This window comes from Bradyrhizobium sp. 159, from assembly GCF_023073795.1.
GTDB lineage: Bacteria > Pseudomonadota > Alphaproteobacteria > Rhizobiales > Xanthobacteraceae > Bradyrhizobium.
The window spans coordinates 204,009-217,035 of the sequence record NZ_JADPKE010000018.1 but is presented as its reverse complement, the minus strand read 5'-3'; the positions used below and the strand labels follow the sequence as shown (position 1 = coordinate 217,035).

At 66.9% G+C, this 13,027-nt stretch carries 12 protein-coding genes and 1 riboswitch; of the genes, 7 read left to right on the top strand and 5 right to left on the bottom strand.

Annotated elements, in window-relative coordinates:
* Nucleotides 1–184 precede the first annotated feature (184 nt).
* From bluB to cobU, 3 genes are read right to left on the bottom strand one after another with little or no spacing between them, the layout of a single operon-like run.
* The gene (gene bluB / locus IVA96_RS03410; protein ID WP_247278200.1) at nucleotides 185–817 is read right to left on the bottom strand and encodes a 5,6-dimethylbenzimidazole synthase; all 633 of its coding nucleotides are present in this window, start codon (nucleotides 815–817) and stop codon (nucleotides 185–187) included.
* A gap of 3 nt (nucleotides 818–820) precedes the next feature.
* Nucleotides 821–1,603, bottom strand: coding sequence for an adenosylcobinamide-GDP ribazoletransferase (gene cobS / locus IVA96_RS03405; RefSeq protein ID WP_247278199.1), 783 nt, complete (start codon nucleotides 1,601–1,603; stop codon nucleotides 821–823).
* A complete protein-coding gene (cobU, locus tag IVA96_RS03400) occupies nucleotides 1,600–2,103 on the bottom strand; it encodes a bifunctional adenosylcobinamide kinase/adenosylcobinamide-phosphate guanylyltransferase (RefSeq protein WP_247278198.1) in 504 nt (167 codons plus the stop codon). Before cobU ends, cobS begins: the two co-directional genes overlap by 4 nt.
* A 122-nt stretch (nucleotides 2,104–2,225) precedes the next feature.
* On the opposite strand from cobU, the gene cbiB reads away from it, so the two are divergent.
* Nucleotides 2,226–3,167, top strand: a complete 942-nt coding sequence (gene cbiB / locus IVA96_RS03395; RefSeq protein WP_247278197.1) for an adenosylcobinamide-phosphate synthase CbiB — start codon at nucleotides 2,226–2,228, stop codon at nucleotides 3,165–3,167.
* Nucleotides 3,168–3,178: 11 nt separating this feature from the next.
* A complete protein-coding gene (gene cobD, locus IVA96_RS03390) occupies nucleotides 3,179–4,144 on the top strand; it encodes a threonine-phosphate decarboxylase CobD (protein WP_247278196.1) in 966 nt (321 codons plus the stop codon).
* Here the strand turns inward: cobD and IVA96_RS03385 are convergent.
* Together IVA96_RS03385 and cobO are read right to left on the bottom strand one after the other, a co-directional pair.
* Nucleotides 4,133–5,581 (bottom strand): cobyric acid synthase, encoded by a 1,449-nt coding sequence (locus IVA96_RS03385; RefSeq protein ID WP_247278195.1) that lies wholly within the window; start codon nucleotides 5,579–5,581, stop codon nucleotides 4,133–4,135. The two genes, cobD and IVA96_RS03385, sit on opposite strands and share 12 nt — an antisense overlap.
* A 12-nt stretch (nucleotides 5,582–5,593) precedes the next feature.
* Entirely contained in the window at nucleotides 5,594–6,229 is a 636-nt protein-coding gene (gene cobO, locus IVA96_RS03380) for a cob(I)yrinic acid a,c-diamide adenosyltransferase (protein ID WP_247278194.1), read from the bottom strand.
* A gap of 40 nt (nucleotides 6,230–6,269) precedes the next feature.
* A riboswitch (cobalamin riboswitch) is annotated at nucleotides 6,270–6,491 on the top strand.
* Between the two features lie 91 nt (nucleotides 6,492–6,582).
* On the opposite strand from cobO, the gene IVA96_RS03375 reads away from it, so the two are divergent.
* The 5 genes from IVA96_RS03375 to IVA96_RS03355 are packed head-to-tail and all read left to right on the top strand — an operon-like array spanning nucleotide 6,583 to nucleotide 13,025.
* On the top strand, nucleotides 6,583–6,957 hold the full coding sequence (locus IVA96_RS03375) for a DUF1636 domain-containing protein (RefSeq protein WP_247278193.1): 375 nt from the start codon (nucleotides 6,583–6,585) through the stop codon (nucleotides 6,955–6,957).
* Nucleotides 6,954–7,988 carry a cobalamin biosynthesis protein CobW gene (gene cobW / locus IVA96_RS03370; protein ID WP_247278192.1) on the top strand — a complete coding sequence of 345 codons (1,035 nt, stop codon included), beginning with the start codon at nucleotides 6,954–6,956 and terminating at the stop codon, nucleotides 7,986–7,988. The genes IVA96_RS03375 and cobW overlap by 4 nt, the downstream gene beginning before the upstream one ends.
* Nucleotides 7,988–11,236 carry a cobaltochelatase subunit CobN gene (gene cobN, locus IVA96_RS03365; RefSeq protein WP_247278191.1) on the top strand — a complete coding sequence of 1,083 codons (3,249 nt, stop codon included), beginning with the start codon at nucleotides 7,988–7,990 and terminating at the stop codon, nucleotides 11,234–11,236. Before cobW ends, cobN begins: the two co-directional genes overlap by 1 nt.
* Entirely contained in the window at nucleotides 11,233–12,396 is a 1,164-nt protein-coding gene (cobG, locus tag IVA96_RS03360) for a precorrin-3B synthase (protein ID WP_247278190.1), read from the top strand. Before cobN ends, cobG begins: the two co-directional genes overlap by 4 nt.
* On the top strand, nucleotides 12,396–13,025 hold the full coding sequence (locus tag IVA96_RS03355; RefSeq protein WP_247278189.1) for a precorrin-8X methylmutase: 630 nt from the start codon (nucleotides 12,396–12,398) through the stop codon (nucleotides 13,023–13,025). The genes cobG and IVA96_RS03355 overlap by 1 nt, the downstream gene beginning before the upstream one ends.
* Nucleotides 13,026–13,027 lie beyond the last annotated feature (2 nt).

Here is a 13,027-nt window from a genome sequence, read left to right as displayed (position 1 = left end):
CTGAGCACTTGGTTGTCGCCATTGTGCGCGGGTATGGCGAGACCATACTGAGGTAGGCTCAGATTGATGAATCGGGAAAAGTTCGATTCGCTCTGCCGCGAATTTCACACGCCGCGAAGAGTCGCGATTTCGGGCCTGGTCTTCACCTTCAGGCATCGAGGGCGTTTCGATACGCTGGTCTCCGCTAGCGCCTCAGCGTGAACTCGTCCGCACTGCGCCGGTGCTCCCATTTCGCCTGCTCCAGTTCGGGCCGGTCGCATTGGACTTCCGGATAGCCGATGCAGAGATAGGCGATGAACTTCCATGATTCCGGCACGTCGAGAATGGCGTGAATGCGCGCAGGATTCAGGATCGAGATCCAGCCGAGCCCGATGCCTTCCGCGCGCGCGGCGAGCCACATCGCGGTGATCGCCGCGACGACCGAATATTCCGTCGTCTCCGGCATGGTGGCACGGCCGAGGCCGTGACCGATGTCGCTGGCCTTGTCGGCAAACACGGCGAGGTGGCCAGGAGCCTGTTCGAGACCCGACAGTTTCAGCGTGGCATAGCGGGTCGCGCGCTCGCCGGTATAGGCGTTCAACGCATCGGCATTGCACGATTTGAAGTCGTCGATCACGGCTTGGCGCCGTGCGGCGTCGTCGACCGTGACGAAGCGCCAGGGCTGGCTGAGACCGACCGATGGCGAGAGACAGGCGGTCTCGATCAGGCGCTCCACCGCGCCGCGTGGTAACGGATCGCCGCGAAAACGCCGCACGTCCCGGCGCCATACGAACAGCTCGCGTAATTGTCGGCGGAAGGCGTCATCGAACTCGACCATGGGTCAGCGTCCGACCTGGAAGGCCGCGGCAACCAGCAGGATCATGATCTCGCCTGTCTGCTCGAACGCGCCGAGGATGTCGCCGGTCTGCCCGCCGATCTGGCGGATGGCGAGCCGCGCCAGCATGAACCCGGCGAGCGACAGCAGGATCAGGGCGACCAGCGCCTTGCCCGGCCCGAGCGCGAGGACGAGAGCGAGCGTCCCAAGTGCGAAGGCGATGGCGACACTGCGGCCCGGCGGCGGCCCCGCGCTCGCCGAAAGCCCATCCGGCCGCGCCAGCGGGACAAGCGACATGAAGGCCGGCACGCCTGCGCGGGCTGCGATGTGCGCCGCGCACAGCGCCAGCGTGACCGTCCATGGATTGGCGATCGCCGCGAGCGCACTCCAGCGCAGGCCGAACGACAGGATCAGCGCGCAGACGCCATAGGTCCCAATCCGGCTGTCGCGCATGATCTCGAGCTTGCGCTCGCGCGTTCGGCCGCCGCCGAGGCCATCGACGGTGTCGGCAAGCCCATCCTCGTGTAGCGCGCCGGTGATGAGGGCGGTAGCGGCCAGCGCGAGCAGGGCGGCAAGGTTCGGCGTCAGTCCGAACCGGCTGCACATCTTATAGACCAGCGCGCCGGCAAGTCCGACCAGCAGTCCCGCGACGGGCAGCGCCCAGGTTGCACGCGCGATGGCGCCGTCGCCTGCGGGCTTCGACGATGCCACCGGCAGAATCGTGACGAACGATGCCGCCATCCTGAGATCGGCGATGACGTCTCGCAGAAATTCGGCGCGCGGCATCATTTCAATTTCATCGGCAGGCCGGCGACGACGAACTCGACCTCGTCGGCAGCCGCCGCGATAGTCTGATTCATGAGGCCGGCGGCGTCGCGAAAGCTGCGTGCCAGGGCGTTGTCAGGAACGATGCCGAGACCGACCTCGTTAGTGACGAGAACAACTGGGCTTTTCAGCCGGGGCAGGGCGCCGGCAAGATCTTTCACCTCGCTCTCCCAGTCGCGTTCCGCATGCATCAGATTCGAGAGCCACAGCGTCAGGCAATCCACCAGCCTTGCGCCGCCGCCATCGGTTGCGACCAGCACCTGCACGAGATCAAGCGGCACCTCGCGCTCGATCCAGTCGGTTTCGCGCCGCGCGCGATGCGTGGCGATGCGCGCCTCCATTTCGGCATCGAGCGCCTCGGCCGTCGCGACATAGACGGGCTGCCCGGGAAAGGCCTTCGCTCGCGCTTCCGCACGCGTGCTCTTGCCCGATCGCGCTCCGCCCGTGATCAAGATGACGGCCATGAAGGTCTCCTATCAGCCCTGACTAATCACCAAACACGGCCAAAGACAAAGCCGAAATCGGGCCTGTAGGGGCTTGCGCTCTGCCTTCGCTTTGCGCAACAGGGGCGGAACAGGAGGCGCGTGTGGGCTTTGCGGCGGGGATGGTGGTGGCGATGGCGGCGGATGCCCTGCTGGGCTGGCCGTCGTGGCTGTTCGCGCGGATCGGCCATCCCGTGACCTGGCTCGGCCGCCTGATCGCGACTATCGACACCGCCTGGAATCGCGCGTCTGACCCGCCGGCGTTTCGCCGCGCCGCCGGCGTTGCCGGAGCGCTCGCGGTGATCGCGGTCTCAATCGCGCTCGGCTGGATGCTTCAGTCCGTGCTTCCCTGGGGCTGGATTCAGATCGCGCTGGTCGGCGTCCTGGCCTGGCCCCTGGTCGCGCTGCGCTCGCTGCATGACCATGTCGCGGCTGTCGCGACGCCCTTGCAGGCCGGCGACATCGCCGCCGCGCGCGACGCGGTCTCGCGGATCGTCGGCCGCGATCCCGCGGCGCTCGATGAGGCCGGTATCGCGCGCGCGGCAATCGAGAGCCTCGCCGAGAACGCCTCCGACGCCGTCGTGGCGCCGGTGTTCTGGGGCGCGCTGTTCGGCCTGCCCGGCATCTTCGGCTACAAGGCGATCAACACACTCGACTCCATGATCGGACATCGCAGCGAGCGGCACGAAGCGTTCGGCTGGGCCGCAGCGCGCATCGACGATGTCGCCAATTTCGTTCCGGCGCGCGTGACCGGCTTCCTCTTCGTGCTGCTGGCGTCGCGGCGATCGGAGGCGCTGTCGTGCATGACCCGCGATGCCCGCCGCCACCGCTCGCCTAACGCTGGCTGGCCGGAAGCGGCCATGGCTGGCGCGCTCGGTGTGCGGCTCAGCGGCCCACGCATCTATCACGGTAGCGTCACGAACGAGCCCTGGCTCAACGAGGGCGCGCGCGATCCGCTCGCTGCGGACATCAATCATGGATTGACGGTCTATCGCAGGTCCATGCTGCTTCTCGCCGCGGTGCTTGCGGTCCTGGCCTTCGCGTGAAAGAACGGGGCATGCGCGAGCACGGTGGAAATCTCGATCTGGCACAGCAGCGTTTTGGCGGACGCGCAGAGGATTGGATCGACCTCTCGACAGGGATCAACCGGCTGCCTTATCCGGTAGGCGAGGTGAGCGCGCGCGCCTGGAGCGCGTTGCCGTCGCGCGCCGAAATCGATGCCTTGCATCAAGCCGCGCAGCACGCCTATCGCACGAGCGCACCTGTTGTTGCGATGGGCGGTGCACAGGCCGCCATTCAACTGCTGCCGCAGCTCGCGGCGCCTGGCCGCGCGCGCATCCTCGCGCCGACCTACAATGAATATGCCGGGGTCCTGTCGGCCGCGGGCTGGGATGTCCTGGAGGTCGGCGAATTTGACGCGTTGGCCGGCGCAGACCTCGCGATCGTCGTCAATCCCAACAATCCCGATGGCCGCCGCCATTCGCCCAAGGACTTGCTGGCACTGCTGCCGCGCGTCGGCCATCTCGTGATCGACGAGAGCTTTGCCGACGCCGTCCCGCAGCTGTCGCTTGCTTCGGAAGTCGATCGGCCGCGGCTGTTGATCCTGCGCTCGTTCGGAAAGTTTTATGGCCTTGCCGGCCTTCGGCTTGGCTTCGCAATTGGCAATGCGGCGGATATCGGCAAGCTTGCGTCGATGTCGGGTCCATGGCCGGTCTCGGGAGCGGCGATCGCGATCGGTTGCCGCGCCTTGCGCGACGATGCCTGGGCTGAGGCTACCTCAGCGCGGCTCGCACGCGACTGTGTTCGGCTCGACGCCATGGCGCAGTCGCAAGGCTGGACGCTTATCGGCGGCACGCCGTTGTTTCGTCTTTACCAGACACCTAACGCGCTGGCCGCGCAGGAAAAGCTCGCGCGCGCCCAGATCTGGTCGCGCGTTTTCGCGCGAGAGCCGGCATGGCTGCGCCTCGGGCTTCCCGGCAGCGAATCCGAATGGACGCGCCTTGCCGAGGTGCTAGCGGGCTAACGCGAGCAGGCCTTCGACGTCGAGATGCCTTTCGATGTGATCGGCGAGGGCATCGAGCGCGCTCTCGATCCTGGCATGATAGGGCTCGTTACCCGCGGGAATATCGAGCTTTGCCAGATATGCCTTGCGGAAATCATCCGACGTGAACAGGCCGTGCAGATAGCTGCCCTGGACGCGGCCATCGCGCGAGATCGCGCCTTCCGGCTTGCCGTTCAGTTTCGCAAATGGCCGCGCGCGATCGGGCCCGTCGGTGTGGCCGATGTGGATCTCGTAGGCCTCGATCGCCTGGTCGGTGGCGGCGTGCAAGGCGGAGACGCGTGTCAGCGTCTTCTGCGGCCTCATCACCGTTGTCACGTCGAGCAGCCCGAGACCCGGCGTGTCGCCCGCAGGTCCCTCGATGCCGTCAGGGTCGGCAACGCTGTGTCCGAGCATTTGATAGCCGCCGCAGAGCCCGAGCACATGGCCGCCCCGGCGGTGATGCGCCACGAGATCAATGTCCCAGCCCTGTGCTCGCAGGAAGGCGAGATCGCCACGAGTGGATTTTGAACCGGGGATGATGACCAGCCTCACATCGCCGGGGATTGCTTCGCCCGGACGCACCATGACGAGATCGACGCCGGGTTCGAGCTTGAGCGGATCGAGATCGTCGAAATTGGCGATCCGCGACAGGGCGAGGCAGGCGATCTTGCATTGGCCCGGCTTGCGCGCGTCGCGCAGGCCCAGCGCGTCCTCGGCCGGCAGCTCGCCGGCGCGCGCGAACCAGGGCAGCACGCCAAAGCCGCGCCATGCGGTTTTCGCTTCGATCAGCCGGTAGCCGTCATCGAACAGCGTGGGGTCGCCGCGGAACTTGTTGATGACGAAGCCCTGGATCATCGCGGCATCGTCAGGGTCGATGACCGTCCTGATGCCGACAAGCTGGGCGATGACGCCGCCGCGGTCGATGTCGCCGACCAGCACGACCGGCACGTTGGCCTTGCGCGCAAAGCCCATATTGGCGATGTCGGCCTTTCGCAAATTCACCTCGGCCGGGCTGCCCGCGCCTTCGACCAGCACCAGATCGGCGCGCGTCTTCAAGCGCGCGAAACTCTCCAGCACGGCGCCCATCAGCGAGGGCTTCATCGCCGCATAATCGCGCGCACGCACCGTTGCGATGCGCTTGCCATGGACGATGACCTGCGCGCCGACATCGGTCTCCGGCTTGAGCAGCACCGGGTTCATGTCGGTGTGCGGCTCGACGCGAGCGGCGAGCGCCTGAAGCGCCTGGGCGCGGCCGATCTCGCCGCCGTCGACGGTGACGGCGGCATTGTTCGACATGTTCTGCGGCTTAAAAGGGAGCACGCGCAGGCCGCGCCGCATGAAGGCGCGCGCAAGGCCCGCGACGATGAGCGACTTGCCCACGTCCGAGCCGGCCCCCTGGATCATCAGCGCGCGCGCCATGGCGAGATCGTATCAGAACTCGACGCCGGCTTGCGCCTTGATGCCGGACCGGAAGGGATGCTTGACCAGCGTCATCTCGGTAACGAGATCGGCGATCTCGATCAATTCGTCCTTTGCGTTGCGCCCGGTGAGCACGACATGCGTCATCGGCGGCTTTTGCGTCGTCAGGAATTCGACCACCTCGGCGATGTCGAGATAGTCATAGCGCAGCGCGATGTTGATCTCGTCGAGCACGACCATGCGCAAGGCAGGATCGCGAATCAGCTCCTTGGCCTTGTCCCAGCCGGCGCGCGCGGCGGCGATGTCGCGGGCGCGGTCCTGCGTCTCCCAGGTGAAACCTTCGCCCATGGCGTGGAATTGGCAGAGGTCGCCGAAATGGCCAGTGAGCAGGCGGCGCTCGCCGGTGTCCCAGGCGCCCTTGATGAACTGCACCACCGCGCAGGGCAAGCCATGGGCGACGCAGCGGACGATCATGCCGAAGGCCGAGGACGACTTGCCTTTGCCGGCGCCGGTGTGGACGATAACGAGGCCTTTTTCGCCGCTCTTGGTCGCCATGATCTCGTCGCGGGCGGCCTTCTTCTTTGCCATTTTCGCGGCGTGGCGGGCGTCGGTTTCCTCGCCCGTTTGGATATCCGGTTCAGGCGTCATCGTATCCGGTCCTTCGGCTTGACAAGTGGCGGCCACCGGCAAATGGTGGGTCTGCGCTGGTTCCTGTCCTATGACAGGCGAAGAGGGAATGCGATAGGGTCCGAATTGGCAAGATTTGGGTCCAAAATGCAGCCGCCCCCGCGACCGTGACCGGAGAGATGCCCGAAGCCACTGACCCCTAACGGGATCGGGAAGGCGGGGATCGAAGGGCAAAAGCCCTGCTCCGCAAGCCGGGAGACCTGCCAGCGCGGACGATTTTGGACCGGCGGACGGGGTGTTCCGCGACGGGGAAACGGGCCTCTCACAATGGTCCGTGCGCCTCTTCGCCTCCCGCTGTTATTCTGGAAGAGGCGATGACGGTCACACTTCACGTCTGCATTACCTGCCGTGCCGGCGAGACGCTTGGCGAAGGCGACGTCACGCCGGGCAAGCGGTTGCATGGCGCGATCCTGGACGCCGGCGTGCCCGACGGCGTCAATGTGGTTCCGGTCGAATGCCTCTCTGCCTGTAGCCAGGGCTGCTCGGTCGCGCTGAGTGCGCCGGGTCGCTGGTCCTATGTCTATGGCCGCCTGTCGGAGACGAATGCGCGCGACGTGGTCGCGGGCGCTGCGGCGTATGCGGCCGCGCCCGACGGCCTCGTGCCCTGGCGCAGCCGTCCCGAAATCTTCCGCAAGCAGTCGCTTGCCCGCATTCCCCCCCTTGCCGTCGTGCCGGAGGCCGCCGAATGAATTCGCTCGCAAAAGTCCCGGTCACTGTGATCACCGGTTTTCTCGGCTCCGGCAAGACGACGCTGATCCAGCATCTGCTCGCCAATGCCGGCGGCAAGAAGCTCGCCGTGCTCGTCAACGAGTTCGGCAGCGAGGGCGTCGACGGCGAGATTTTGAAGTCGTGCGCTGCTGCCAATTGCCCGGAGGAGAACATCATCGAGCTCGCCAATGGCTGCATCTGCTGCACCGTCGCTGACGATTTCATTCCGGCCATGGAGCAATTGCTGGCACGCCCCGTGAAGCCCGATCACATCCTGATCGAGACCTCGGGCCTGGCGTTGCCAAAACCGCTGCTGAAGGCCTTTGACTGGCCGGAGATCCGCTCGCGCATCACTGTCGATGGCGTGATTGCGCTGGCCGATGCAGAGGCTGTCGCTGCTGGCCGCTTCGCGCCGGACCCGATTGCAGTCGAAGCGCAGCGCGCGGCGGACGACAATCTCGACCACGAGACGCCGCTGTCGGAAGTGTTCGAGGACCAGATCGCCTGCGCCGACATCGTGCTGCTGACCAAGGCCGATCTTGCCGGCAGCTCAGGGATAGAAGCCGCCAAGGCGGCGATCACCGCCGAGATGCCGCGCCGCGTGCCGATGCTTCCCATCACCGACGGCGCGATCGATGCGCGCGTCATCCTCGGTCTCGGCGCCGCCGCCGAGAGCGATCTTGCCGCGCGTCCCTCGCATCACGACGGCGAGGAGGAGCATGAGCATGACGATTTTGCCTCCGTCGTGATCGACCTGCCGGAAGTTGCCGATATCGATGCGCTGGTCGCCTCCGTTCAGCGCCTAGCGCGCGAGCAGAACGTGCTGCGCGTCAAAGGCTATATCGCAATCGCGGGCAAGCCGATGCGCCTCTTGCTGCAGGCGGTCGGCGAGCGTGTGCGCCACCAGTTCGACAAGCCCTGGGGCGCAGGTGTCAGGCAATCGAAACTCGTCGTGATTGGCGAGCACGGCGATATTGACGAGGCCGCGATCAGGTCAGGGCTAGCAACCTGATGCACGTCGTTTTCCGCGAGAGCCGCGGTCTTGAGGAGACCGCGACGCCAAGGGACATCGGCCAGGACCCGGCCGATCTCGTGGTGCTCTCATATTCGGATTCCGATCTTGCCGCGTTTGCGGCCGGCTGGCGGCGCGGCCGTACCAGCCTGCCGTCGCTGCGGCTCGCAAATCTTGCGGAACTGCGTCATCCGCTCTCGGTCGACACCTATATCGAGCGCACGCTCTCCCATGCGCGTGGCATTCTGGTACGTCTGATCGGCGGTGAATCCTATTGGCCGTATGGTCTCGCGACGCTCCAGCAACTTGCTAAGGACCGCAACATCGTGCTGGCCGTGCTGCCGGCCGACGGCCGTGACGATACGCGGCTCGACGCGTATTCGACCTTGCCGGTCTCGACCCTGCGCCGGCTCAAGGTGCTCTGTGACACCGGCGGCCCGGTCGCGGCCCAAGCCGCGATCGCGCAGCTCGCGCTGGCCTCGGGCCTCTATGCCGGGCCAGTCGTCGGCGAAATGAATGTGCCCGAGACGGGATTTTATGATCCCGCGCGCGGCGTCATTGCTGCGCCGACGGGCGGCGAGGGGAAGCCGCACGCGCTGGTGACGTTCTATCGCTCCTATCTCACCGCTGCGGACACCGGGCCGGTCGATGCCTTGATCGCCGCGCTGCGCGAGAAGGGTTTTGGTGCCTATGGTGTCTTCGTCACCTCGCTGAAAGCCGCGGCCGTCGCCGATTGGCTGCGCGCGCATCTCGCGCGAGATCCTCCTACGGCGATCGTCAATGCGACGGCGTTCTCGGCCGTAGGCGACGATGGCACGACGCCGTTTGACGTAGCCCCGTGTCCGGTGTTCCAGGTTGCGCTCTCGACGGCACGGCGCGAGGATTGGGCTACCTCGCTGCGCGGCCTCTCGCCGGGCGACCTCGCGATGCATGTGGTGCTGCCCGAGGTCGATGGCCGCTTGTTCGCGGGCGTGGTGAGCTTCAAATCCGCTGCGGAGCGCGATCCCGATCTGCAGTTCTCCCATCTTGCGCATCGCGCTGACGAGGAGCGGGTGAAGGCCGTCGCCGCACGGGTTGCGGCCTGGCGGCGGCTCGCCGAGACGCCGGCCGCCAAGAAGCGTCTGGCGATCGTGCTTTCGAACTACCCGGGCCGTCCACACCAGATCGCGCATGCGGTTGGCCTCGATGCGCTGGCGTCCGTCGAGGTCTTGCTGTCCGACCTCGCGGAGACGGGCTTCGATGCCGCGCCAGTTCATGCGCTCGGCGAAACGCTGCTGAGGCAGCAGCTGACCTGGAGCGTCGCTGAGTACCGCACGGCGCTCTCGCGTCTGCCGCAAGCATTGCAGGATGATCTCGCACAAGCTTGGGGTGCGCCGGAGGATGATCCGAGCTGTCGCGACGGTGCGCTCCACTTCGCCGCGATTCGGTGCGGCCAGTCGATCATCGCGGTTCAGCCCGAGCGTGGCGATGCAACCACGCGCGATGTCGACTATCACGATCTCGCCCGCACGCCGCGCCATGCCTATGTTGCGTTCTATCTGTGGCTTCGAGAGCAGGGCTGTGACGCCGTCGTGCATATGGGCGCGCACGGCACGCTGGAATGGCTGCCCGGCAAATCCTTGGCGCTGTCATCGAGCTGTTGGCCGGAAGCCCTGATCGGCGATCTGCCGGTCATCTATCCCTTCATCGTCAATGATCCTGGCGAGGCCGCGCAGGCCAAGCGGCGCATCGGCGCCGTCACGATCGGCCATCTGCCGCCGCCCCTTGCCGCATCCGTCGTCCCGGAGGGCTTGCGCCGGCTCGAACGGCTTCTGGACGAATATTCCACTGCCGATGGTCTTGACCCCGCCCGCCGCCAGCGGTTGATCGCGGCGATCCGCGACGAAGCCCGTGCCGCGGGCCTCGAAGACGATCTTGGCCTCGATGCATCGGCCGCACCAGCCGAAGCGATTCCACGGATCGATCGTTTCGTCTGCGACATCAAGGAAAGCCAGTTCGGTGACGGCCTGCACGTGTTCGGCCGCGGCGCCTGCGGCGACGCGGAGCGGGACGCCCTGCGCGCCGCGCTTGCGGGGCAGCGCATTGCGCCGGGGCCATCGGGCTCGCCCTATCGCGGGCGCCAGGACGTGCTGCCGACCGGGCGCAATCTCTTCGCCGTCGATCCACGCGCGGTGCCGACGCCGTCGGCGCATGCGCAAGGCATCAAGCTCGCGGAAGAGCTGCTGCGCCGTCACTTGCAGGATCATGGCGACTGGCCGAAGGGGCTCGTGGTCGATCTCTGGGGCTCGGCGACGATGCGCACCGCAGGCGAGGAGTTCGCGATGGCGCTGCATCTGGCCGGTCTTGCGCCGCACTGGGACCACGCCTCCGGGCGCGTCACCGGCTACGACATCATCGCGCCGGCCGAGCTCGGCCGCCCCCGCATCGACGTGACGCTGCGCGTATCGGGCCTGTTCCGCGACGTCTTTTCGGGTCTGGCGCAATTGTTCGAGGCTGCGTCCGAGGCGCTCGCAAACCGCGACGAAGAGGGTGAGGAGAATCCCTATCGCCACCGTGCGCCACGCGTCTTTGCGCCGCGGCCCGGACAATACGGCGTCGGCTTGTCAGCGATCCCTGATACCTTCACGCCCGAGACGCGTGATGCCGCCGGGGAAGCGTGGCTGTCGGCATCGTCCTGGGCGTTCTCGGCGGATGGCGCGATCAAGCCTGATCGCGCCGGCATCGAGGCGCGGCTTGCGTCCGCCGATGCCTTCGTCCATGTCCAGGATCTGCCAGAGACCGATCTTCTGCTCGCCGCGGACTATGCTGCGCATGAAGCGGGGGTCGCCGCAGCTGCGGCACATCTCGGCGCGGCAGGACCATCGCTCTATCACATTGACACGACGCGTCCCGAGCAACCGCACGCGCGCTCGCTGGCCGAGGAAATCTCCCGGGTCGTCCGTGCGCGCGCGGCCAATCCCGCCTGGATCGACGGCATGATGCGCCACGGTTTTCGCGGCGCGGCCGAGATCGCCGCGACGCTCGAGCACATGGCCGCCTTCGCGCATCTTGCCGGCGCCGTGCCGCCGCATCTGTTCGATCTCTATTATGACGCGACGCTTGGCAACGCCGACGTCCGCGCTTTCATGGCGCGCGAAAATCCGGCGGCGGTCGCAGCAATGGAGACGTGCTTCACGCGATTGCATGACGCCTCGCTCTGGCGGACGCGCCGCAATTCGATCGCCGCTGCGTTGAAGGAGGCCTCATGAGCGCTTCCGCGGTCAAGGGCTGGTGTCCCGGCGCGCTGCGGCCGATGCAATCGGGCGACGGGCTCGTGGTCCGCGTGCGCCCGTTCGGCGGTCGCCTTGAAGCGGCACAGGCTTCCGGCCTTGCTGATCTGGCCGAACGCTTCGGCAATGGTCTCCTCGACGTGACGAGCCGCGCCAACCTCCAGATCAGAGGTGTCAGGGACGAAGGCCACGGTCCGCTGCTCGACGGCCTTGCGCGACTGGCGCTGCTCGATCCCGATGCCGATATCGAATCCCGGCGCAACATCCTGGTGACGCCGTTCTGGAACGAGGGCGACGACACGCAGGCGCTCGCCGCCGAGCTCGAAGAGGCGCTTGCCGACAGCGCGCTCAAATTGCCCACAAAATTCGGCTTCGCCATCGATGACGGGACCTCGCGCGTGCTCGCCGGCGACTCCGCCGACGTGCGCATCGAGCGCGATCGTGCGGGCCGGCTTCTCGTGCGCGCCGATGGTGCGAGCTTCGGTCGTTCCGTCGGACGCGGAGACGTCGTGAGCACGGCGCTCGCGCTCGCAGACTGGTTCATTACCTCCGGCGGGGTCCGCAGCGGGCGAGGGCGCATGGCGGCCCACATCGCTTCCGGTGCGGCATTGCCGGGGACCTTGCGCGGCGAGACCGAACCTGCCTCCGTGATGGCTGCGCTGCAGCCCGGACATTATCCGCAGGGCGCCATGGTCGGGGTCGCATTCGGGCAGATGCTGCATACGACGCTGCATGAATTCGCCGGTTGCGGACATGCTCTGCGCATGACGCCATGGCGGATGGTCTTGAGCGAGGGCAAGCGTGCGATGCCGAACGGGGCGGGTCTCATCACCGAACCCTACGATCCCGCGCTGCGCGTCATCGCCTGCAGCGGCGCCCCACGCTGCCGCGAGGCGCATGCCGACACCCGCGCGCTCGCCGCCGCGCTCGCGCCGCGCATTGCACCCGATACGCGGCTTCATGTCTCTGGCTGCGCCAAGGGCTGTGCGCATTCCGGCGCCACCGCGGTGACGCTGGTTGCGACCGGTGCCGGATTCGATCTCGTGCGCGGTGGATCGGCCCGCGATGAGCCCGCTCTGCGCGGCCTGAACCGCGATGACATCGTCAGCGATCCCTCCATTCTGGTGGGAGGGCACTGATGCCGCACAGTTACGAGACCGACGGCGCGGCGATCTACCGGCAGTCCTTTGCGACCATCCGCGCCGAGGCTGATCTTGCGCGCTTCTCGCCGGACGAGGAGCAGGTCGTGGTGCGGATGATCCACGCCGCCGGCATGGTCGGCCTTGAGGCGCATATCCGCTTCACGCCCGGCATGGTGGCCGCTGCGCGCGCGGCCTTGCAGAATGGCGCGTCGATCCTGTGCGACGCGCGCATGGTCTCGGAAGGAATCACGCGCGCAAGACTTCCTGCGGCCAACCCGATCATCTGCACACTCGGTGATGCCACCGTGCCGGCGCTGGCGCAGTCCATGCGCAACACGCGCTCGGCTGCGGCGCTGGAGCTGTGGAGGCCACATCTGGGCGGCGCGATCATCGCGATCGGCAATGCGCCGACTGCGTTGTTTCATCTCCTCAACATGCTGGAGGACCGCGACTGCCCGCGGCCCGCGGCGATCATCGGCTGTCCGGTCGGCTTCGTCGGTGCCGCCGAATCCAAGGCCGCGCTGATGGCCGATCCGCCGGCACCTGCGCTGACGGTCGAAGGCCGCCTCGGCGGTTCCGCGATCACGGTTGCCGCCGTGAACGCGCTGGCGAGCGGGAGCGAATAGTC

Coding starts and splice junctions, on each gene's coding strand:
- cobW (WP_247278192.1), top strand. CDS start 6,954: ATGAATTCGCTCGCAAAAGTCCCGGTCACTGTGATCACCGGTTTTCTC.
- IVA96_RS03355 (WP_247278189.1), top strand. CDS start 12,396: ATGCCGCACAGTTACGAGACCGACGGCGCGGCGATCTACCGGCAGTCC.
- cobO (WP_247278194.1), bottom strand. CDS start 6,229: ATGACGCCTGAACCGGATATCCAAACGGGCGAGGAAACCGACGCCCGC.
- IVA96_RS03385 (WP_247278195.1), bottom strand. CDS start 5,581: ATGGCGCGCGCGCTGATGATCCAGGGGGCCGGCTCGGACGTGGGCAAG.
- cobS (WP_247278199.1), bottom strand. CDS start 1,603: ATGATGCCGCGCGCCGAATTTCTGCGAGACGTCATCGCCGATCTCAGG.
- cobU (WP_247278198.1), bottom strand. CDS start 2,103: ATGGCCGTCATCTTGATCACGGGCGGAGCGCGATCGGGCAAGAGCACG.
- IVA96_RS03375 (WP_247278193.1), top strand. CDS start 6,583: ATGACGGTCACACTTCACGTCTGCATTACCTGCCGTGCCGGCGAGACG.
- cobD (WP_247278196.1), top strand. CDS start 3,179: ATGCGCGAGCACGGTGGAAATCTCGATCTGGCACAGCAGCGTTTTGGC.
- cobG (WP_247278190.1), top strand. CDS start 11,233: ATGAGCGCTTCCGCGGTCAAGGGCTGGTGTCCCGGCGCGCTGCGGCCG.
- bluB (WP_247278200.1), bottom strand. CDS start 817: ATGGTCGAGTTCGATGACGCCTTCCGCCGACAATTACGCGAGCTGTTC.
- cobN (WP_247278191.1), top strand. CDS start 7,988: ATGCACGTCGTTTTCCGCGAGAGCCGCGGTCTTGAGGAGACCGCGACG.